Source organism: Paenibacillus germinis (assembly GCF_013141785.1).
Classification (GTDB): domain Bacteria; phylum Bacillota; class Bacilli; order Paenibacillales; family NBRC-103111; genus Paenibacillus_E; species Paenibacillus_E phytorum.
Genome location: NZ_WHOC01000073.1, coordinates 1 through 21616, shown reverse-complemented (window position 1 = coordinate 21616; position 21616 = coordinate 1). Strand labels below are relative to the sequence as shown.

The window sequence follows — 21616 nt, the reverse complement described above, 5'->3', positions numbered from 1 at the left end:
GTGTTAGCAATCCGTTTGGACTGTATAGGAGGCGACACTATTGGCAGATAAATCGATCAAGGTGCTTATTGTAGACGACGAACTTATTGTTCGCAAGGGGCTTCGCGCAACAATCCCTTGGGAACGATTCGATATGGAAGTGGTGGCGGATGCAGCTAACGGCCTGAAAGGTTGGGAGGCGTTCGTGGCGTACAAGCCAGATGTCGTCATTACAGATATCGTGATGCCGAAGCTGAATGGGTTGGAGTTAGCGCTGAAGGTAAAGGAAGTCGCTCCGGAGACGAGTGTGCTGCTGCTCAGTTGCCATGAGGACTTTGCTTACGCGAAGCAAGGACTCAAACTCGGAGCATCTGGTTATGTGCTGAAGACAGACATGGACGAAGAGGAAATGGAGTCATACCTGAGACAGTTTCAGGAGCTTTTTCACAAGAGGCAGCGACAGCAGGGTGAACAGTCCGAAGATGCCGCACTGGATGCGAAGGACCAAATCGCCTATATTGGTGCGTGGCTTGGCGGTTTTTATTCTGCCGAGGAGATGGAGAAGCAGCTGCGAAAGTGGCTTGATGGTGACTGGGCCTGGATGAAAACAGGCTGCGTAGTTTATGGGGTTGTTGTCGGCGAATTAGAGCGGATGCAGGACAATGAATGGGAACCGGCGCCGGGACAAAGACACATCCGCATCCCATGCGGCTCGGAAAAGCAGTTGTTCGTTTGCAAGGAAGATACGCCCGGCGCACTAGAACTGAAATGGAAGGAAGCGAAAAGTCGGATTGGATCACTTAGCTGGACGCGAAATGGTCCGGTTACCGATTCGCACAGTTGGATGAAGGCTGTAAGCGAGACGTATACGGATATGCAGTCAAATACGCTGTACGATCAAGCGGCAGGGAGCTGGCCCGAGCCAATCGCCAAGGCGGTGCAGCTTCTTACGTCCGGGGAATCCGTCACCTGGTCGGTTGCCGAGCTGGCCTACCGGGTTGGGCTTAGTCGGAGTCATTTTAGCACGCTTTTCAAAAAGTCGGTAGGTGAAAATTTCATCGACTTTCAAGCCAAATACAAGCTGCAAAAGGCAGATGAGCTGTTACTTAACACGGGGCTTACGGTGAACGATATTTCCGATCAGCTCGGGATGATCGACGCGAATTATTTTAGCAAATGGTTCAAACGGTGTACAGGTATGACGCCGAGCCAATACCGAGCGAACAAAAGGACGAATTTGACCGGACAAAAAGGCACCTGAAAGGCAAGAACAAGCTCTTGTGAACGACAATTTGGCACAAAAATGGCGTTAGAATTCCGTTCTTTTGCAAGCCGATTCCCTTTATACTAACAGCAATTCTAAGCGCAATCATTAATAAAATACTATCATGACGGGGGGCGAGGACGTTGAAAGTCGGAATTCGAGCGTTAATGAACGATTGGGAGAACTTGCAGGTGCTGCAGCGAAACAGGATGAAGCCGCGCAGCTACTTTCAATCTTATACGACAAGAGAAAGCGCTCTCACCTATGAGAGAGGGAATTCTCCCTGGTATCGTTTGTTGAACGGGACGTGGAAATTTGCGTACGCGGAAAGCCCGGCGAGTGCGCCGGAGTACTTTTATACGGAGGATTACGAGGATGACGGCTGGGACCGGGTGGACGTGCCGGGCATGTGGCAGCTGCAAGGCTATGGAAAACCGCATTACACGGATTTGCACTATCCGTTCCCCGTAGACCCGCCGTATGTGCCTTCGGATAATCCGACCGGCTGTTATCGCAAGTCTTTTCATGTTCCGCAGATGTGGGACGGCCGGCAAATCGTGCTCCGATTTGAAGGCGTGGACAGCGCATTTCATCTTTGGGTGAACGGGCAGGAGGTCGGCTACAGTCAAGGAAGCCGTTTACCGTCGGAATTCGATATTACCCCTTTTGTACATTCCGGCTCGAATACACTTGCGGTTCGGGTCGTTCAATGGTCGGACGGCAGTTATATGGAAGATCAAGATATGTGGTGGCTAAGCGGAATTTTTCGCGATGTTAGTTTGTTTGCAAGACCGCAAGTGCAGATTCGGGATTTTACGATTCGGACGGATTTGACGGAAGGGTATACGCACGGTTTGTTAGCCATCAAGGCAAGTATCGCAAATTTGCTTGAAGATGAGATGGCTGGATATATGCTGAGTGCGCAGCTATTGGACGCTTCGGGTACTGCCCTGATTGGCGCCATACAGTCGAACAATGTGACATTGCCCGGCGGGGCAGAGCAAGTCGTGGAGCTTCGACTGGACGTGGCGAATCCTCAGCTGTGGTCGGCAGAGGATCCGCAGCTTTACAAGCTGCTGCTCACGCTGACCAATACGAAGGGACAGGACATAGAAATCGTTCCGCAGCGCGTCGGTTTCCGCCAGGTTGGGCTGAAGGACGGCAACTTTTATGTAAACGGCGTTGTCATCATGCTTAATGGGGTGAATCGGCACGACCATCACCCGGAGCTCGGACGCATCACGCCTTACGAGACAATGCTGCAGGACGTGCTTCTGATGAAGCAGCATAACATCAATGCGGTACGGACAGCGCATTATCCAAACGATCCGCGCTTTTACGACCTGTGCGATGAGTACGGCTTGTACGTGATGGATGAGGCAGATCTGGAGACGCATGGCTTCGAACCGCTCGGCAACATTAGCCGCATTAGCGACGATCCCGCGTGGAAGGAAGCATACGTGGATCGAGTACAGCGGATGGTGGAGCGGGATAAGAATCACGCCTGCATCATCTTTTGGTCGCTCGGCAACGAATCCGGCTTCGGCTGCAATTTCATGGCGATGGCCGATTGGTGCAGGGCGAACGATCCGACGAGGCTGATTCATTATGAAGAAGATCGAGAGCTGAAAGCTGTTGATATCAGCAGTACGATGTATTCATCGGTCGAAAAGCTGACCGCACTTGCCGAGGAAGAAGGCTATGAGCTGCCGCATGTCATTTGCGAATATGCGCATGCGATGGGCAACGGTCCAGGGGGACTGACGGAGTATCAAGAAACGTTCCGTAAACATAAGCGGCTGCAGGGCGGCTTCGTGTGGGAATGGATCGATCATGGACTGAAGCAGACTACGGAAGACGGCAAGACATATTATGCGTATGGCGGAAATTTCGGCGATGTGCCGAACAATGCGAACTTTTGCTTGGATGGACTTATTTTCCCTGATCGCACGCCTTCGCCTGGCCTGCTCGAATACAAGAAAGTCATTGAACCGGTACAAGTGAAAGAGGTCGATTTGAGCCTCGGTTTGCTGGAAATTACGAACTTATACGATTTTATATCGCTAAATGGGCTTGAACTGTTCTGGTCGGTGTACGGGGATGGCAAGCTGCTGGATAGCGGTTCCCGGGAATTGCCGCACATTCCGGCACAAGGGAATGCAACGATTGAACTGCCGATTGCCAAAGGATCGCGGGTTTCAGAGGCGCACACGGATTGCCAGCTTATATTGAGTTTTTGCTTGAATAAGGATGTCTCCTGGGCGAAAAGGGGTCATGAAGTGGCGACAGCGCAATTTCAACTGACGGCAGGGACGCAAACAAACGGTCAGCAGGATGTGTTCGAAAACCCCGGGCTTATGGCGGATGAGGCAGAGCCGTTAATATGTAAGACATCTGGGCACTTGCTGGCGATTACGGGGCCGCAGTTCGAGCTCGTATTCGACCTGCTGAAAGGGACGATTCAGAGGTGGAAGCACGAAGGTACGGACGTTATTGCAGCGGGAAAAGGCCCTGTGCTAAACTTCTGGCGGGCGCCGATCGACAACGATATGTACGTCGTGGAGGAATGGCGCAAAGCTCATCTCGACAGACTGCAGCATCGCGTAGAGCGGGTGGAATGGGAGCAATCAGGAGCTTCGACGGCCATTGTTAGAACATATGTACGAATCGCTCCGCCAGTTCATGATTATGGGTTCCGCTGCACGTATTGTTATACGGTTTCCAGCAGCGGTGAAGTCCGTATTGAGGTTGAAGGCGAGCCTGATGGACCTGGGAAGCTGCCGAGCATGCTGCCGAGAATCGGCCTCCGAATGGAGCTGCCGGGTAATCTCGACTGCGTGAACTGGTACGGCAGGGGACCTGGCGAATGCTATAGCGACAGTAAGCGAGCCAATTTGATTGGACTCTACCAAGCTTCCGTCGATGAACTGTATACGCCATACGTATTTCCGCAGGACAACGGCAACCGGACGGATGCTGCTTGGGTGTCGCTTACTAACGTCCGCGGCATTGGGCTGCTTGCAGTCGGGGAGCCGCAGCTTGAGTTTTCCGCTCATCGTTATAGGGCCGAAGACTTTGAGCAGGCTAAGATCAGCACGGAGTTGGCGCCGAGAGATACGATTACGCTGAACCTGGACTATCGGCAAAATGGGCTTGGCAGCAACAGCTGCGGTCCTGCCCAGCTTCCTGCTTATGCATTGAAGGCTGAGAAGTTCCGATTTGAACTCGCGATCACGCCTTATCATAAAGAACTGATTTCACCAACGGCATTAGCGAAAAAAGGAGCGATGACAAAATGAACAAAACAGGGGACGCACTCAATTTGACAGGGAAAGTAGCGGTCGTAACGGGAGGCGCTTCGGGCATCGGATTGGCGACAGCCACCATGCTAGCCGAGTTCGGTGCGAATGTCATGCTGCTGGACATTAATGAGTCGCAAGGACAGGCCGCTGCGGCAAGTATCGCGGAAGGCGGCGGGAAAGCTGCGTTTTATGTGTGTAACGTGACGTCCGGCGAGGGCTGTAAGCGCGCTTCGGAAGCCATTATGCACGACCACGGCCGTATCGACATTTTGTTCAACAATGCGGGTGTCATTCGACGGAAAACGGTCGTTGAGTTAGAGGAAAAGGATTGGGATCTTGTGATTGATGTCTCACTCAAGGGCGTGTATCTGCTCTCTAAATATATGATTCCGTTCATGGCGCAAAGCGGCGGCGGAAGTATCGTTAACACAGGCTCCGGCTGGGGGCTCAAAGGTGGAGATAAAGCGGCCGCCTATTGCGCAGCAAAAGCTGGCGTCGTTAATCTGACGAAGGCGATGGCGATCGACCATGGTCAAGACAACATTCGTGTGAATTGCGTCTGCCCAGGAGATACAGATACACCTCTATTACGGGACGAAGCGAAGCAGCTCGGACAAGAGGAAGGCTCGTTCCTTGTATCGTCAGCGTCGGGGCGCCCGCTTGAACGGCTCGGAACACCGCGCGATATTGCAAGTGCCGTGCTTTTCCTTGCTAGCGACTTATCCACATGGGTAACGGGGAGCGTGCTTGTTGTCGATGGCGGCGGTTTGGCGTAATACAAACTCATAAGGAGGCAGCAATAGATGAATACGAACGATAGAAAGCAAGTACATCCTTATATTCCTAACACAGTGCCCGACGTACAGCGGCAAATGTTGGACGAAATAGGTGTTCAGCGTATCGAAGATTTATACGATATCATACCAGATTCGCTGAAATTGAACCGAATGATGGACCTGCCCCCGGCTCTAGGGGAATATGAGCTGCAGCGCTACGTGGAAGGATTATTGGCTAAAAATAAAAGCGTCAAAGACGTCGTCAGCTTTCTTGGCGCAGGCTGCTGGCCGCATTTTATCCCAGCGGTTTGCGATGAGATCAATCAGCGTTCCGAATTCGTGACGGCCTATGCGGGTGAACCGTACGAAGATCACGGCCGTTTTCAGGCGCTGTTTGAATACCAAAGCTTGGTCGCGGAGCTGGTTGATATGGACGTCGTTAACGTTCCAACGTTCGACTGGCCGCAAGCGGCTTCGACTTCCTTGCGGATGGCTGGTCGAATTACAGGCCGTAAGCACGTTTTGATGCCGCGTAATATGGATGCCGAGAAGCTGATGGTGATTGCGAATTACATTCATCCTGATTTGTCATACAGCTTCGTCGATTATTTAGGCGAGACAGGCGAGCTGGATTTGGCCGACCTGCAAAGCAAACTGAACGAAGACGTAGCGGCTGTTTACTTTGAAAATCCAACCTTCCTTGGTGTTATTGAGTCGCAAGGGCAGCAGATTGCAGATCTGGCGCATAGCGTAGGCGCGTTGTGTGTCGTCGGCGTTGATCCCAGCTCGCTCGGCGTGCTGAAGCCGCCAAGCCAGTACGGCGCGGACATCGTCTGCGGCGAATTGCAGCCGCTCGGTATGCATATGAACTATGGCGGCGGTCAAGCCGGGTTCATCGCGACACGGGATGAAGAAAAATTCGTTATGGAATATCCATCCCGCTTGTTCGGCATCGCTCCGACGATCGTTGAAGGTGAATACGGCTTCGGAGACGTAGCTTACGATCGCACTTCTTTTGCCTTGCGCGAAAAAGGAAAAGAATCGGTCGGTACGCAAACCGCGTTGTGGGGCATTACGGCAGGCGTCTATCTCGCGCTGCTCGGACCTCACGGCATGCAGGAGCTTGGCCAGACGATTATGCAAAAGTCACAGTATGCGGCAAAGCTGCTCTCGGAGATCGATGGAGTTGCGGTGCGTTTTGGGTCGCCGTTCTTTAAAGAATTCGTCGTTGATTTTACGGAAACGGGCAAGAAGGTTGAAGATATTCATCGCGCCCTGCTAGCACTTGGTATACAAGGCGGCAAAGACTTGTCGGACGATTTTCCCGATCTTGGCCAGTGCGCCCTATACTGTGTGACCGAGGTGCACGCCCAGGAAGAGATTGAACAGTTAGTTCGTGCGATTTCTACTTGTGTAGCCTATTCGGCTGAAGGAGTGATTTCCGTATGAAACGTATACGCAGAGAAAGTAAGGTAAGAAACTTTCATCAGGCTAAATGGGATGAACCTGTTATTTTCGAGCTCCATAAAGAAGGCGAGCGCGGAGTACAAGTGCCGCAAATTGAAGCGGCGATTGCCTCGGCAGTAGGTGACGGAGTCTCAGCTATCCCTGCGTCGATGCGCAGGACAGAGCTTCCGAAGCTGCCGGAAATTGGTCAAGCGAAGGTGCTTCGCCACTATTTGCGGCTTTCGCAGGAAACGATGGGCTCCGACTTTAACGTAGAAATCGGGCAGGGCACATGCACGATGAAATACATCCCACGCATCAACGAGATGATGATTCGCACGCCGAAGCTGGCGGAGCTTCATCCGCTGCAGGATGTTAGTAACGTTCAGGGTATTCTGGAAGTGTTCTACAAGCTGGATCTCGCCATGCGCGAAATTTCCGGTATGGACAAATTCTCATTCCAGCCGAGCAGTGGCACGCAGGCACTGCTAGCGATGGCCTCCATCGTCCGCAATTATCACGAGTCTCGTGGTGAAGGAGATCAGCGTGACGAAATCATTACAACGATTTTCTCTCACCCGTCGCAGGCGGCAACCGCTGCGGTGAAAGGCTACAAAATCATTACACTCTACCCTGACGCGGACGGCTTCCCAGATATCGAGGCGCTCAAGAAGGTCGTTTCCGACCGTACGGCTGGCTTTGTCGTTGCCAACCCGGAGGACACCGGAATTTTCAACCCGAGAATCAGAGAGTTTACGGATATCGTTCATGCCGCAGGAGGCATTTGCTATTACGACCAAGCGAATGCGAACGGGCTGCTCGGCGTGACACGGGCGAAGGAAGCGGGTTTCGACATGTGCTTCTTCAACCTGCACAAAACATTTGCGGCACCGCATATGTGCGGAGGTCCGGCGACGGGAGCGCTTGGCGTCGTGAGCGAGTTGATTCCTTTTATGCCAGGTCCTGTTGTGGAGCTGGAGGACGGCACGTATGTGCTGAACCGGACGGGCGACAACAGCATCGGCAAAGTGCGTATTTTCCATGGCGTCTCACAGACCGTACTAAGAGCCTATGCATGGATTCGCGCTCTCGGAGCGGAAGGATTGCTGAACGTGGCGCAGACTGCTGTCCTCAACAATAACTATTTGTATCATAAAATATTGCAAATTCGCGGGGCATCCGCTCCTTACGTCAAGGGCAACCGCCTGGAGCAGGTGCGTTACAGCTGGGAGCAGATGGCGCAGGAAACGGGCGTTACGACGGAGGATGTGACGCACAGAATGTGCGATTTCGGTCTGCACTATTGGACCAGCCATCATCCGTACGTCGTCCCTCAGCCGTTTACCTTGGAGCCGACAGAGTCTTACTCCAAGGAAGACCTCGACGAATATATCAACGCATTGGCGCAAATTTCGAAGGAAGCCTACGAAAGTCCGGAAATCGTCAAAAATGCGCCAACACGCAGCACCGTGCACCGCATTGACCATTCCAGCTTCGACGATCCGAAGGAATGGTGTATTACCTGGCGGGCATATCTGAAGAAAACGCAAGCGGACTAACAGACGTAGTTAGGAACGGTGAAGGGTACCGCCTTAGCTAATAAGGAATGCGCTACATATACTTATGTCAATCCGCGATTCATCCAGTTCTTGTGGTGAATTGAGCGTTAGCGTGAAACCAACGTAAATAAACAAAGAACAGTCCAACTTTTGGACTGTTTTTTGTTTATTTACAATCAAGTGTGCTATGTCATGGGTGTGGGAGTGAGAGAAACTTACCCTTTTATTAGTATGGCCAGCTAAGAAGTGGGGTGCTGCGATCGTTGCAAGGGGCTAATGTTGTACGGAGTACAACAATTCTCAGAGTTTTCTTCTCTAGATACAGTCGTTGTTGTATATTGTGCAACAATTTAGCCTAATTTCATGCCAATGAGCTGTTTTCGGGAGAAAATGTTGTATTTTCGTGCAAAAATCGCGGAAAAAACGCAGATTGGTCAGCCTATTGTTGTACAAAGTACAACTTGTTTGGAGTATGCATTGCTTGAACAAACCCACTCTCACAGCTAGAAAAGACTGACTAAGCCGCCTATCCTTGTCTCCCCCCGCAGCTCGAATAGAATTGTTAGTACCTCTTCGAATTCTCCGGACTAAGCTATCAATCAACCAGCACATCCCGATGCGCTCTTCAGAACATCTTTTCTGGTTCAACATTAAAAGCACCATAAAATAACCCAACTAGGCAAAAAGATTTTACATGGTTAGATGATAGTTAGCATAGTAGAATCAAACTTAAGATCAAAGGAGAAGGGGGAGAATGAACTCAAACATTTGATGCACTATTTGGTCATCTTGCGCCATAGGGTTAATCCTGAATTTGAAATTGATGTTGTGATCAGACCGGAATATCTACTGCTGACATGGTATGTCTCAATTTATAGGACGAAGATCATGCTCATTTTTCCGGTTTCCATATAGAACAAATTAGTATCAAGGGGAGGAAATGATGGAAGTCGTTAGAACATGGTTAGAACACCCAACTCTCATTAGGGAGATCGGTCAACCGGCTCAGCTGCAGCCAGCTGACCTTTTCCCAACCTTACGAGTTCATGTGTACGCAGCAATGACGATTAGCGCAATTGTAGAGCTAGAGAAAGGCGATATCATTCGCCTGACGTCACTATCCCTCCAACTCGGGGATGAGGCAGAAATCGCGATCCCGGGTACGGTTGAACGGTTTGGGATGCACATCTTGCGGCTAACCTTCTCGCGTCCCGGTTATTCGGATCTGCACGATGCTTTCTACTTTTATGTAAAGGATCCGTCGGTCATTCAGAACGACCAATCGGACATTGCTTATATGGGGACGAGCGGTAAGCTTGTTTACATACCGGACTACAAAGGAAATCGGATCGCAGATTTTTCTCATGCAGGTTACATCGGCGGCATACAACTTCCAGATGTACAAACGCAAATGACCATCGAGCCTGGAGAAGGGGATGCGACAGCACGCATTCAGGAAGCCATTGATGCTGTGTCCCAGCTTCCGCTTACGCCAGAAGGATTACGCGGTGCTGTCTTGCTGAGACGTGGAACGTACCATTTAGCCGGAACGCTGAAAATAGCAGCTAGCGGGGTTGTCCTTCGCGGAGAAGGACAAAGGGAAGACGGCACGCTCTTGTATGCGACAGGTGCAACCAAGAAAAATATTTTAGAAATTGGTGGCGCAAGCGGGATCAAGCTGTTGGAAGACACAAGTACGACGGTTACCGATCTATATGTTCCTTCAGGATCGAATTCTTTCCATGTGGCGGATGCACGCCATCTCCAAGTCGGGGATTCGGTCATTGTACGCCGCTATGGGAACGACGCTTGGATTCATGAAATCGGAATGGATGCCATAGTGCAACGGCCTATTACCGGCGGAACCAAGATGTGGAGCCCATTTGAACTTGATTTTGACCGTATCATCGTTCATATGGAAGGCAACAAGATAACCGTAGACGCACCGCTTACTAATTCAATTGAGCTGCGTTGGGGCGGGGCACGGGTTTTCAAATATGAAGATCCAGACCGAATCGAGCATATTGGTGTAGAAAATATGCGTATTGACGTCGAATTCGATCCTTCTGTGACGGATACACAGATTGATGATCGGAAGGGTGCTCTTGATCCGTATTGTGCTGACGAAAACCACACAACCAACTTTGCCGTCCTGAATCATGTGAAGAATGCTTGGGTACGTGACGTTACAGGTTACCATCTTGATCATAGCCTTGTCCTTGCCGACTACGGGAGCAAGTGGGTGACCATTCAAGATTGTACGGTTTTGGATATGGTTAGTATCATAACCGGCGGTCGCCGCTACAGCTTTCATGTTTGCGGACAAATGATTTTAGTCCAGCGAGCTTATACGGAAACAGCGAGGCATGCATTCGTTGTCGATAAGTGGGTGACGGGACCGAATGTATTTCTCGACTGCAAATCCTCCACCGACTATAACACAAGTGAACCGCATCATCGCTGGTCGGTAGGCGGTCTGTACGATAATGTGAAGGCGCCAATCGCTATCCAAGACCGCATTTGGCTAGGCAGCGGACACGGTTGGGCAGGTGCGAATTATGTCACCTGGAACACGGAGGGAGAATTGACGCTGCAGCAGCCGCCTACCGCGCAAAACTACGCGATTGGTCACGTTGGTGAGATGAAGAAAGGACGCGCACCGAATGACTATGATCCTCGTTCGAGGAAAGATGGGTATCTGAATGCACTGGGTAAGCATGTTTTACCGCTCAGCTTGTACAGGCAGCAGTTGGTGGATCGACTCAACCCTTAAATTCACGTCCTAGGTTGCTATTTTGTAGTAAGCAAAGTAGTGTTAAGTTGAACTAAATTCTGCGAAAAACGATATCCCTCATTCAATTTGAAAAAAAGGTGAGTGTCATGGAGAAAACAAGGTTACTCCGTAAACTGGGAAGCACGAATTTAGAGCTTTCACCACTTGGACTTGGCTGCTGGCAATTTAGCAATGGGCAAGGGGTAGTAGGCAAGTTTTGGCCTGTGCTGGGTGCCGATGATGTGCTGAAGATCGTTAAGATTAGCCTTGAAGGCGGCATCAATTGGTTTGATACAGCGGAAGTGTATGGTAAAGGACAGTCGGAGCAAATGCTTTCGAAAGCTCTCCGAGATTCAGGGTCTTTGGCGGATGACGCTCGAATTGCTACGAAATGGTGGCCGATTTTTCGCACAGCCGGAAGCATTGTAAGTACAATCGATGAGCGCATTCGATACTTAGATAATCGCACGATCCATCTGCATCAAGTACATCAGCCTTACTCTTTCTCCTCTGTAGCAAGTGAAATGAAAGCCATGGCTCAATTGGTCAAAGCCGGTAAAATTCAAAACGTGGGCGTGAGTAATTATTCGGCAAAGCAAATGCGGGAGGCTCACCGAGTACTGAAGGAGCATGGCCTTCTTTTAGCATCCAATCAAGTGAAGTACAGCTTGCTAGATCGGCGTATTGAACAGAATGGGATTATGGAGACAGCTAAAGAGTTAGGGATTGCAATTATTGCTTACTCTCCATTAGAGCAAGGAATTCTGAGCGGCAAATTCCATAAGAATCCTGATCTCGTGAAAGGGATAACGGGTCCTAGAAAATGGACGTCTTCTTTTAAACAATCAGGACTTCAGAAATCAAAGCCTCTCATCGATCACTTGGAAGAGCTAGCTGTTCAGTACGATGCTTCTCCAACACAAATCGCATTGAATTGGATGATTAACGCTCACGGAGAAACAGTATTTGCCATTCCCGGTGCTTCTAAAATTCATCATGCTCAAGAAAATGTAAAAGCCATGCAATTTAAGCTTACTGCTAATGAAATCCAAACAATCAGCGAAATATCGAGCAACGTAATCCGATAATAAATATACAGAAAGAAACTGAACCCATGATGCCATGGAGTTCAGTTTTTTTCTCATATACAAGCTTATTTCTTCAATAATAAATACATAAAATACGGCGCCCCAATAAAAGCGACCATAATGCCGGCGGGAATGCCATCAGGTTCAATCACATTACGTCCAATGGTGTCTGCCATTACTAATAGCCAACCACCAATCAGAATGGCGACTGGAATAAATAATTGATTTCTGGGTCCTACCAAAGCTTTGGCCATGTGCGGAGCCATCAGTCCAATGAAGGCAATTCCTCCAGTGACCGAAACAGCCGAAGCGGCCAGGGCAACTGCTGTTAAAAGTAAGACAATACGTTCCTTTTCAACAGATACACCTACGCCAATCGCTACAGGTTCGCCTAGTCCCAGCAGATTCAAACGATTTGCTTTGTATAAGGTAAATGGAATGAGCAGAGCTAACCAAGGAACAATTGCCCAAATAAAAGGCCAGTCAGAGCCCCAAATACTTCCGGCTAACCATTTTGCGATAAAATCGACTTTGGCCCGTTCAGCAGATGAAATAATGACAATCATGACCCCGGATAGCGCCATTGAAAAACCGACTCCAATTAGCACCAATCTGACAGGTTGAAGGCCACCGGTGCGGTTAAATGAAAGTAGATAGATCAAGCATGCCGTAATTAAAGCACCAATAAAAGCGACAAGTGGGAGAAGGTAAATAAACGATCCTGCCTTGATAGGAAAAAATAAAAAGAATACGGCAATAGCAACACCAGCCCCAGAATTAATGCCAATAATGCCCGGATCAGCTAAATCATTTCGTGTAATCCCTTGTAGAATAGCACCTGATAAGGCAAGTGCCATGCCTGCTAGCAGAGTGATCACTATGCGTGGTAATCGAATCGAAAATAAAACAAACTCTTCTTTGAATGTGCCTTGACCGAGAAGGGTCGGAATCAGCCTATCATAGGATATAGAGGAGTATCCCATTCCCAGCCCGAGAACAATCGTCATCGTAATAAGTGCAAGTGAACCATATAATAGCAGCCGTTGTTTTTTAATTAAAGCGGGAGGATGAATCATGAGAATGCCTTTCCTCCTTTACGTATGATGAACAAGAAGAAGGGCAAACCCATCATCGCCACTATGGCCGCCACTGGTGTTTCATAGGGAGAATTGATCGTACGTCCAAGGGTATCCGCAAAAAGCATAAATACGGCTCCTATAATTGCCGACATTGGCACAATAAAACGATAATCGGTTCCAACAATGGCGCGAACAATATGAGGAATCATCAAACCAATGAACGCCATATTCCCAACAAGCGCAACAGAGGCACCCGCGAGTAAGATAATGATGATAAAAAGCACGGTTTTGATTTGTGTCGTCTTCTGTCCTAACCCAACAGCGATCTCTTCACTTAAGCTTAGAATAGTAAGCTGCCTAGAGAGGAGTAGGGAGATCAGTGTACCGGTCGCAATAAATGGCGCAATAACTTGGAGTTGGCCCCATGAAGTGCCGATCAACCCTCCTGCCGTCCACATGGATACATCTTTTGAAATTTTAAAATAAATACCGATACCTTCCGAGATCGCGTATAGGAACGCAGATACAGCTGCTCCGGCTAATACAATGCGAAGAGGAGAGAAGCCGCCTTTTTTCGCTGCGCCAATACCGAAGACGATGCTTGCACCTACAGCAGCTCCAATAAAACAAGCAATCGTAATCCCGAAGTAATTGGCTGAAGGGATAAAAGCAATCGTAAATGCCAGAGCCGCGTTTGCTCCGGCGGTCAAGCCAAGTAAACCAGGATCAGCAAGCGGGTTTCTGGTCATCCCTTGCATGATAGCTCCGGAAACGGCTAGCGCGGCTCCAACAAAAATCCCCGCAATTTCCCGAGGTAATCGAATTTCGCGAATGATCGATATTTTATCACCTGCAGCATGAGAAGTGAGGGCCAGCCAGACATCTTTGACGGTAACATCTGCGGCCCCAAATGCCATGGAAACAATAAACATACCCACAAAGATTACGATTCCAGCAATCAGTTTATATACGAATGGGATGAACCGTTGATGTTCCGTAATCATTTACTACCTAAGCTTTTAACAAAGAAATCGAGTTGATATTCTAAGGTTAGTGGATCATTGAAATAGAACTCTTTCGCATTGACTTCAAATAGTTGTTTGTTTTTAACCGCTGGAATGTTTTTGTAGGTATCCGTTTGTTGGAATGAATTATCTGTGTCTGGGTTCTTGCTGAAGATAACGTAGTCACCTGCGTACTCCGGAAGTACTTCCAAAGACAAGGCGTAGTAACCGGCTTTTAAAGCCATTTCTTTGACTTTTTTAGGCATTTCTAGCTTCATTTCTTGGTAAAGAATTTCGGTGCCACGACCCCAGTTATTTCCGAAGACGTAAAGCTGTTTGTCGAAATTTTCAACAACAGAAATCGTTTTATCCGCACCAATTTTTGTTTTAATGTTTTCTCCGGCTTTCTGCGCCCGGTTTTTAAAGTCAGTTATCCAAGCTTGCGCTTCTTTTTCTTTATTTAAAAGTTTGCCGATTTCTAAGTGTTGGGTTAAATAATCTACCTTTCCATATGTATACGTTACTGTAGGGGCAATTTGCTTCAATTTATCCACGTTTTTGACACTAGATAGACCAATGATTAAATCCGGTTTTAATTCAATCAATTTTTCTAAGCTTTCATCGGAAACTTCTTGCGCAGCTTTCAATGTTGTTTCGAAGCGGGGGTTCATTTTAGACCATGAATCGACACCAACAAGATTAACTTTTAGAGCCATTACATTTCCTGCAAAAGAAGAAAGGACAACGACGCGTTGCGGATTGGCCGGAACTTCGACAGGTCCATTTTCAGATTGGTAGGTAATGGTTGTTGGTTTGTTTTCAGCTTTCGCTGCGTTCTTCTCTGTTTGGGTTGTTTGGCTGCTGCAAGCACTAAGAGCTAATGAGATGAAGAGCAGGAACGGAATTAGTCGTTTGTTCATTTTGGTTATCTCCCTTTAATAAATTGTAGGTAACGCACATAGGTTTATTTGTTCGAGGATCTCGTCCGATTTCAGCGTCAATATGGAAAACTTTCTTGAGCACGTCATGATTTATCACTTCTTCGCAAGTGCCAGCTTTCACGATTTCACCATTTTTGAGAGCGATGATATAGTCAGCAAAACGAGCCGCTTGATTTAAATCATGGAGGACCATGACAATCGTGCGTTCCTGTTCCCTATTAAGTTTTTGCAAAAGCTCTAGAACCTCTAATTGATGCGCCAAATCTAAATAGGTGGTAGGTTCGTCAAGGAAGATAATCTCCGTTTCTTGCGCAAGCGCCATGGCAATCCAAACGCGTTGGCGTTGTCCTCCGGATAGTGCATCTACAGGACGTAACTTAAAGTCAATGGTGCCCGTAACTTCAAGCGCCCAGTCGATCACTTCATAGTCCTTTTTCGATAAGCGCCCAAAGCCCGTTTGGTAAGGAAAGCGACCATACGATACTAACTCACCGACGGTTAAACCACTTGCACTCTCGGGTGCTTGTGGAAGGATCGCCATTTTTCTAGCGAGTATCTTTGTATGTTCTTTGGCAATATGTTCACCATCCAGAACGATTGAACCCGATTGATGGGAAATAATCCGCGTGGCTGCTTTCAATAGGGTAGACTTTCCACAGCCATTCGCTCCGATAATGGTGGTGATTTGGTTGTCTGGAATCTCTACACTGAGATTTTTAACAATTAAACGTTCACCATAACCAATGTTTAGCTGATCTGTATACAGGCGAACCATAAGATAACCCCCATTTATTTCAATATAGGCACTACCCATTAACTGATAATGATTATCAATTTCACTATATTACACACAATAAAGCGAACAATTTTATTTGTCAATAACTTTTTTTGTTGTCAAATGAGAAGAATAGACGTATATTTAATTGAGAATGATAATCATTTACGTTTCGTAGCCGAGGAGTGATCGGGAAATGGAAGAACAGGAATTGTATGATGTGACTGTTATTGGAGGAGGGCCAGCAGGGCTTTACTCCGCTTTTTATAGTGGACTTAGAGAAATGAAGACCAAGCTTATTGAGTATCAAACCCAACTAGGTGGAAAAATACATATCTATCCGGAGAAAATGATATGGGATGTGGGAGGACACACGCCAACTCCAGGAGCGAAGCTTATTGAAAATCTTGTAGAGCAAGGACTAACGTTTCATCCAGAAGTTGTGTTGAATGAAAAGGTAGAGTCGATCACACGTAATGAAGAGGGTATTTTTGTCTTGCAAGCTGCTTCTGGTCAGAAGCATTACACGAAAACAGTTATCGTTGCTGTTGGAGGGGGAATATTGAATCCGCAAAGGCTGGAGATCGAAGGCGCAGAGAGATATGAAGTGTCGAATTTGAACTATACCGTGAAGTCTTTGCAGCATTTTAGAAACAAAACGGTGATCATTTCTGGCGGGGGCAATTCTGCAATTGATTGGGCAAATGAACTAGAGCCTATCGCCAAAAACGTTTATTTAACCTATCGAAAAGAGGCTTTAACAGGTCACGAAGCACAAGTAAAGCAGCTCATGGAGAGTTCCGTTGTTTGTTTCTTCCATACGTCCATAACCAAACTAGTTGCTAGCAGTAATCATGAAGTCATTGAACGTGTCGAACTTACCAACCATGAAACAGGTGAGGTGTCGTATTTGCCCATTGATGAAGTGATTATTAATCATGGTTATGAACGTGATACAACACTACTTAAGAATAGTGAAGTAAAGATTGCGATCGCAGATAACTATTACATTGCTGGTAATGCGGCTAGCGAATCTTCGATAGATGGAATTTATGCGGCTGGAGATATTTTACACCACGATGGAAAGCTGCATTTAATTGCCGGTGCATTCCAAGACGCTGCAAACGCTGTAAATAAAGCAAAGCAATATATCCAGCCTGAGGCTAATAAGGTTGCCATGGTGTCTTCGCATAATGAAGTATTTAAAAAGCGCAATCGAGAATTAGTCAAACGAATGATGACCTAGCATTTTGTTTTTTATGATGCGAAAAACCCCTCCTGTATGTAAAAACATAATACAAAATAACGATATTGTCATTTTGTTTTTGATACTTACTGTGATATCATGGAACTACTAATAGAGAGGGGGAGCAACATGTCCAATGATCTTCCATTAACGAAAGAAGCCATACTAGATGCGGCGGAACAGGTGCTTCGGCGTTATGGACCTGACAAAACTTCCGTAGTCGATGTGGCTCGAGCACTTCAAGTTAGCCATGGCACTCTTTATCGACACTTTGCAAGTAAAGCCTCATTAAGAGAGGCGGTAACTGAGCGATGGCTGCACAAAATCATCTTAGATCCCTTAGAAGCTATTGCCGTCCAGTCTGGTGGTAGTGCTACAGAGCGTTTACGCACGTGGTTTGAAACCTTGATCCGTACGAAGAAGGCCTATGCAATCAATGATTCCGAAATGTTTGCCATGTACGCGGCTGTTACATTAGATGCAGTCGAAATGATAAATACGCATGTCAATCAATTAATCGATCAGATTGCCCGCATTATCGAAGAAGGAATGAAGTCCCAGGAGTTCAAATCCTTTGAACCAATCGTTACTGCGAGAGCTATTTTTATCGCTACTTCCCGTTTTCATCATCCTGTACATGCGAAGGAATGGTCATCAGACACGATTGAACAGGAATTTGCTTCGGTTTGGGATCTGCTTCTTTACGGAATCTCCTAGCAGATGAATGTATAAATAAAGCCCTTCTGATGAAAGTGAATCAGAAGGGCTTTTGCTTTTAAATAGGTATTTGATTGCCTTCGGGGAGCGAAGGAACTCCGTTTCACCCAAGCATCCGCTTGATCTCATCCGCAATAAGTCGTACGCCGGCTTCGATCCGCTCCTCTGACACTTGCGTTACACTAAGACTTAACAATTGCTCAGGATTAAACGCAGATAAGTAATATGGTTGGAGGTCCTGCAGAATAACACGCTTCTTACGCAATCTATCCAACAGGGTGGGGATGTGCAGATGGGCTGGGACGATGATATGAGTGTACACACCCGAAATCACTTCAGATAGAGGTAGATATGCAGTGTCACTGTTTGCAAGTAAGGATTTATTCAGATGCATCAGTCTACGCGAATAAGAATCTCTGATTTTGTGCTTGCGCCGTTCAAACATACCACTTTGAATATAAATTTCTAATGCGGCTTGCGAGAGCATAGAACTGTCAATGTCCGATAATTTCTTGTAGTTGCTGAACGTGAGTGTGAGGTCTGTAGGGAGGACGGCTGCGCCCACTCGTAATCCTGGAAACAAGATCTTGGAGTAACTTTTTAAATAAACAACATGGGTTGAAGCATAAGCGAAGATGGGGTCAGATTTCGTATCGTTCTCCAAGTCGGCCAGATAATCATCTTCGACGATGTAGACGTCATAGCGTTTGGCTAATCGGGCTATTTCTTTCTTCGTTTGTTCCGAATAAGAACTGCCGAGAGGATTATGGAAGCGGGGCATGGTATAGAAGAACTTAATATCTTCTGTACGGAACAAGCGCTCTAATTCATCCAGATCGATGCCGCTGACTGTTCTTGTGATGCCATAAGTAGGGACTTGATAAAGTTCTAATAGGCGTATAAATAAATAATAACTAGGCTGTTCAAGCAACACCCCTCGTTTTCCATTCGGAAAAGGCATCAAAGCCAAGACAGACAAGGCTTGCTGCACGCCTGAAGTAACGTGAATGTTACTTGGATTCGTGAACACCTGATAGTTGGCCAAATGCTTGGTTAACACCTTTAATAACGATGGTAGTCCTTGCGGAGTTCCGTACACGAACAATTCTTTCTTATAGGTATCAATCGCTTTATTAATACAATGTTTAAAATCCAGATAAGGAAACAGCTCAGGGTCCGGTGCACCTGATGAGAAATCATAGGCTGATTGTTCCGTAGGATGGATGCCATCTGTTCGCTTCTGTACCGCATAATACCCACTTTGGGGGATAGAGTAAATGAGATGGCGATTCTCAAGCTCGGTATAAGCACGAATGACCGTGCTCTTATTGCAGGAATAGGCGATAGACAGCTCCCTTATTGACGGCAGCTTTTGACCGGATCGTATTTGTCCATTTTCAATTCGCCGTTCGATGTCATTGAAAATAAGCGAATATTTATGCATATATATGTCCCCGCTCTTTAATTGTACCGGTACAGTTGGTCCGTAAATAGATTGTAGTAAGACAGTATTCGTTCTATGCTTGAAAGCAACAGCCGGCCGGCACCATTATCAATAAAGTACCATAATTCGTTAGGAAGCGGGGGAAAATTATGAATAACCGAAAAGGAATCAAACTTGCCTATATATTTGCCATACTAAATGCGGTGATCATTGGATTTTCTTTCTTGTTTGCCAAAATAGCTCTTGATCATGCCAACCCACTCGATACGCTCACCTATCGTTTTGCCGTTTCGTTCGCAGTCTTCTCTATCCCTGTTGCGCTAGGTTTGGTTAAGTTGAATTACCGTGGCAAACCGCTAATCAAAGCACTATTGTTGGCAACGACATATCCACTAGGATTCTTCACGCTTCAAGCGTATGGGCTGCAGCATACCTCTTCCGCAGAGGGAGGCATCCTGTACGCATTCACGCCGATCGTAACGATGGTGTTGGCTTCATTGTTTCTAAAGGAAACCACAAACGTCTTCCAGAAACTGTCGATTTTCCTCTCTGTATTCGGCGTTCTGTTTATTTTCATCATGAAAGGGAGCACGGTAGATTTGTCAAACATGACAGGGATCATCCTATTGGTTCTTACTTGTGTGGCTTTTGCTGGATACAGTGTTCTGGCTCGTTCGCTTTCGAAACAGTTTAGCCCAGCGGAGATCAGTTATTTTATGCTCGGTATCGGATTTGCTACCTTCCTTGTTGTTTCGCTTTCGAGTCATGCTAGTGCGGGGACATTTGAGGCCTTTATTTCACCATTGTCTAACCCTTCTTTCATTGTGGCCATTCTATTCCTGGGCTTGTTCTCCTCACTGGTGACGGCTTTGACAGGTAACTATGTCTTGTCCAAGATAGAAGCCTCCAAAATGAGCGTGTTCACTAATTTATCAACTATTGTCTCCATAACTGCGGGAGCCCTTTTTCTTGGGGAAAAAGTGACGGTATATCACTTGATTGGTTCTGTGATGATTCTAGCGGGGGTGATCGGGACACAATATTTGGGTCGATATAAAGTGGCTTTAACAAAGGTTAAAGCTGATCGTGTAAGAGGGTAAGGGGTAACCCTTTCCTAACTATGATGAGATTCTGGAGAAGCTTCTATGTATTAGTTAAATAGTTGCTTCCCGTTATGACGCCACGAGGCGTCTTTTTTCATTTTATCTTAAAAGTAACAGAGATTGGTTTTTATAATTAGATCGTTACATACAATTAGATAAAGTGTTAGCGGGAAAGGGGCACGAGCTGATGGATCAAACGTTGTTTGAGCATCGATTTTGGCTGCAAATTTTAGGGGATCATGCGAGGTTTATTTATAATGCCCTTGCTCCTGTGGAGCTCAAAGATATTGCTATCGCCCATTCTTACATAAACCTATATGATCAACTCCTTGGTCAAGCGCGAATGAAGGAAGCTGCCAATTTGGCTCAATTAAACAAACAGGCTTACGATTTAACGGCAAATTTACGCGAGTATAAACTGAATCTTTTAGATCGTCTCTTACTCGGGCAAATAAAGCTCGGATTAACACCGACATTTCTCAATCATATGTTGAATGAGCTTGAGGAGTACTTCAAAATACTCATCGTGCTTCTGGAGGGTAAGTCGGTCCCGAAGTATGCATCTTTACATCATCATTTGCTTTGGCTGACTGATGCTGCAGGTCATGCGGCAATTATTGCGACGGACTTGGATATGGTAGAGAAGAGATTAATCAAGAAAAGCGAGCAATTTGAAAAGAATTTCAATGAGTTTTATTTAAAAGCGATAGAACTTGCAGGTTATTTACGAACGTTGCGAGCTAGTTACCCTTCAATTATGAAGTTCCATTCTGATGTTAATATGGAAATGTCTATATTCATGGCTTTCTTGAAAGAAGTCGAGGAGCTTGGGCTAAGTGCAGAGCTGTTATCGCGGATTAACCCTCTCGTGCCGGATCATATGTATCGCGAAGAGTGTTACTATTTATTGAAGTTATCTCAAAGCGGAGTTGTTCCCCCGCAGAATTGTGATCCCACAAAACCTAGGGTCATGTAGATCCTAAAAAGAATCTCCATTAAGAAGACGATAAGAAGACGACAAAAAAGGGCAATTCCTAATTGGAATCTGCCTTTTTTGTTTATCTTTAAAAAAAGATTTAAATTGGAAAAATAAAACATTGCTATGTGTTTGTAATCCATG

At 46.8% G+C, this 21616-nt stretch carries 16 protein-coding genes; 11 read left to right on the top strand and 5 right to left on the bottom strand.

Going from position 1 to position 21616, the window contains the following annotated elements; all coding sequences use genetic code 11:
* Positions 1-40: 40 nt before the first annotated feature.
* The 7 genes from GC102_RS14585 (at position 41) to GC102_RS14555 (ending at position 12187) form a co-directional block, all read left to right on the top strand.
* On the top strand, positions 41-1240 hold the full coding sequence (locus tag GC102_RS14585; RefSeq protein WP_171690188.1) for a response regulator transcription factor: 1200 nt from the start codon (positions 41-43) through the stop codon (positions 1238-1240).
* A gap of 146 nt (positions 1241-1386) precedes the next feature.
* Positions 1387-4542 carry a beta-galactosidase subunit alpha gene (ebgA, locus tag GC102_RS14580; RefSeq protein WP_246320921.1) on the top strand — a complete coding sequence of 1052 codons (3156 nt, stop codon included), beginning with the start codon at positions 1387-1389 and terminating at the stop codon, positions 4540-4542.
* Positions 4539-5321: an SDR family NAD(P)-dependent oxidoreductase gene (locus GC102_RS14575; RefSeq protein ID WP_171690187.1), complete on the top strand. Its 783-nt coding sequence runs from the start codon at positions 4539-4541 to the stop codon at positions 5319-5321. Before ebgA ends, GC102_RS14575 begins: the two co-directional genes overlap by 4 nt.
* Positions 5322-5348: 27 nt before the next feature.
* Positions 5349-6770, top strand: coding sequence for an aminomethyl-transferring glycine dehydrogenase subunit GcvPA (gene gcvPA / locus GC102_RS14570; protein WP_171690186.1), 1422 nt, complete (start codon positions 5349-5351; stop codon positions 6768-6770).
* A complete protein-coding gene (gcvPB, locus tag GC102_RS14565; RefSeq protein WP_171690185.1) occupies positions 6767-8326 on the top strand; it encodes an aminomethyl-transferring glycine dehydrogenase subunit GcvPB in 1560 nt (519 codons plus the stop codon). Before gcvPA ends, gcvPB begins: the two co-directional genes overlap by 4 nt.
* Before the next feature lie 943 nt (positions 8327-9269).
* Complete coding sequence (locus GC102_RS14560; protein WP_171690184.1) at positions 9270-11099, top strand: hypothetical protein; 1830 nt, start codon at positions 9270-9272, stop codon at positions 11097-11099.
* A 107-nt stretch (positions 11100-11206) separates the two neighbouring features.
* Entirely contained in the window at positions 11207-12187 is a 981-nt protein-coding gene (locus GC102_RS14555; RefSeq protein WP_171690183.1) for an aldo/keto reductase, read from the top strand.
* Positions 12188-12252: 65 nt separating this feature from the next.
* On the opposite strand, the gene GC102_RS14550 is transcribed toward GC102_RS14555, so the two are convergent.
* Genes GC102_RS14550 through GC102_RS14535 form a run of 4 tightly spaced genes read right to left on the bottom strand, consistent with a single transcriptional unit; the run spans position 12253 to position 15986 of the window.
* Positions 12253-13263: a FecCD family ABC transporter permease gene (locus tag GC102_RS14550; RefSeq protein WP_171690182.1), complete on the bottom strand. Its 1011-nt coding sequence runs from the start codon at positions 13261-13263 to the stop codon at positions 12253-12255.
* Entirely contained in the window at positions 13260-14270 is a 1011-nt protein-coding gene (locus tag GC102_RS14545; RefSeq protein WP_171690181.1) for a FecCD family ABC transporter permease, read from the bottom strand. Before GC102_RS14545 ends, GC102_RS14550 begins: the two co-directional genes overlap by 4 nt.
* Entirely contained in the window at positions 14267-15190 is a 924-nt protein-coding gene (locus GC102_RS14540; RefSeq protein WP_171690180.1) for an iron-hydroxamate ABC transporter substrate-binding protein, read from the bottom strand. Before GC102_RS14540 ends, GC102_RS14545 begins: the two co-directional genes overlap by 4 nt.
* Positions 15141-15986: an ABC transporter ATP-binding protein gene (locus tag GC102_RS14535; RefSeq protein WP_171690179.1), complete on the bottom strand. Its 846-nt coding sequence runs from the start codon at positions 15984-15986 to the stop codon at positions 15141-15143. The genes GC102_RS14540 and GC102_RS14535 overlap by 50 nt, the downstream gene beginning before the upstream one ends.
* A 196-nt stretch (positions 15987-16182) precedes the next feature.
* Between GC102_RS14535 and GC102_RS14530 the strand changes: the two genes are divergently transcribed.
* The gene (locus GC102_RS14530) at positions 16183-17232 is read left to right on the top strand and encodes an NAD(P)/FAD-dependent oxidoreductase (protein WP_171690178.1); all 1050 of its coding nucleotides are present in this window, start codon (positions 16183-16185) and stop codon (positions 17230-17232) included.
* 129 nt (positions 17233-17361) lie between these two features.
* The gene (locus GC102_RS14525; RefSeq protein ID WP_171690177.1) at positions 17362-17949 is read left to right on the top strand and encodes a TetR/AcrR family transcriptional regulator; all 588 of its coding nucleotides are present in this window, start codon (positions 17362-17364) and stop codon (positions 17947-17949) included.
* A gap of 103 nt (positions 17950-18052) precedes the next feature.
* Here the strand turns inward: GC102_RS14525 and GC102_RS14520 are convergent, their stop codons facing one another.
* Positions 18053-19393 (bottom strand): aminotransferase-like domain-containing protein, encoded by a 1341-nt coding sequence (locus GC102_RS14520; protein ID WP_171690176.1) that lies wholly within the window; start codon positions 19391-19393, stop codon positions 18053-18055.
* Between the two features lie 149 nt (positions 19394-19542).
* Between GC102_RS14520 and GC102_RS14515 the strand changes: the two genes are divergently transcribed.
* Positions 19543-20493 (top strand): DMT family transporter, encoded by a 951-nt coding sequence (locus tag GC102_RS14515; RefSeq protein WP_171690175.1) that lies wholly within the window; start codon positions 19543-19545, stop codon positions 20491-20493.
* Between the two features lie 190 nt (positions 20494-20683).
* On the top strand, positions 20684-21472 hold the full coding sequence (locus tag GC102_RS14510; RefSeq protein ID WP_171690174.1) for a DUF2935 domain-containing protein: 789 nt from the start codon (positions 20684-20686) through the stop codon (positions 21470-21472).
* Positions 21473-21616: the final 144 nt, after the last annotated feature.

Bases quoted from the DNA above. Each gene is read 5' to 3' on its own strand.
- GC102_RS14535 (WP_171690179.1), bottom strand. From the start codon at position 15,986: ATGGTTCGCCTGTATACAGATCAGCTAAACATTGGTTATGGTGAACGT.
- gcvPB (WP_171690185.1), top strand. From the start codon at position 6,767: ATGAAACGTATACGCAGAGAAAGTAAGGTAAGAAACTTTCATCAGGCT.
- GC102_RS14525 (WP_171690177.1), top strand. From the start codon at position 17,362: ATGTCCAATGATCTTCCATTAACGAAAGAAGCCATACTAGATGCGGCG.
- GC102_RS14560 (WP_171690184.1), top strand. From the start codon at position 9,270: ATGGAAGTCGTTAGAACATGGTTAGAACACCCAACTCTCATTAGGGAG.
- GC102_RS14555 (WP_171690183.1), top strand. From the start codon at position 11,207: ATGGAGAAAACAAGGTTACTCCGTAAACTGGGAAGCACGAATTTAGAG.
- GC102_RS14515 (WP_171690175.1), top strand. From the start codon at position 19,543: ATGAATAACCGAAAAGGAATCAAACTTGCCTATATATTTGCCATACTA.
- gcvPA (WP_171690186.1), top strand. From the start codon at position 5,349: ATGAATACGAACGATAGAAAGCAAGTACATCCTTATATTCCTAACACA.
- GC102_RS14545 (WP_171690181.1), bottom strand. From the start codon at position 14,270: ATGATTACGGAACATCAACGGTTCATCCCATTCGTATATAAACTGATT.
- GC102_RS14530 (WP_171690178.1), top strand. From the start codon at position 16,183: ATGGAAGAACAGGAATTGTATGATGTGACTGTTATTGGAGGAGGGCCA.
- GC102_RS14575 (WP_171690187.1), top strand. From the start codon at position 4,539: ATGAACAAAACAGGGGACGCACTCAATTTGACAGGGAAAGTAGCGGTC.
- GC102_RS14540 (WP_171690180.1), bottom strand. From the start codon at position 15,190: ATGAACAAACGACTAATTCCGTTCCTGCTCTTCATCTCATTAGCTCTT.
- GC102_RS14520 (WP_171690176.1), bottom strand. From the start codon at position 19,393: ATGCATAAATATTCGCTTATTTTCAATGACATCGAACGGCGAATTGAA.
- GC102_RS14510 (WP_171690174.1), top strand. From the start codon at position 20,684: ATGGATCAAACGTTGTTTGAGCATCGATTTTGGCTGCAAATTTTAGGG.
- GC102_RS14550 (WP_171690182.1), bottom strand. From the start codon at position 13,263: ATGATTCATCCTCCCGCTTTAATTAAAAAACAACGGCTGCTATTATAT.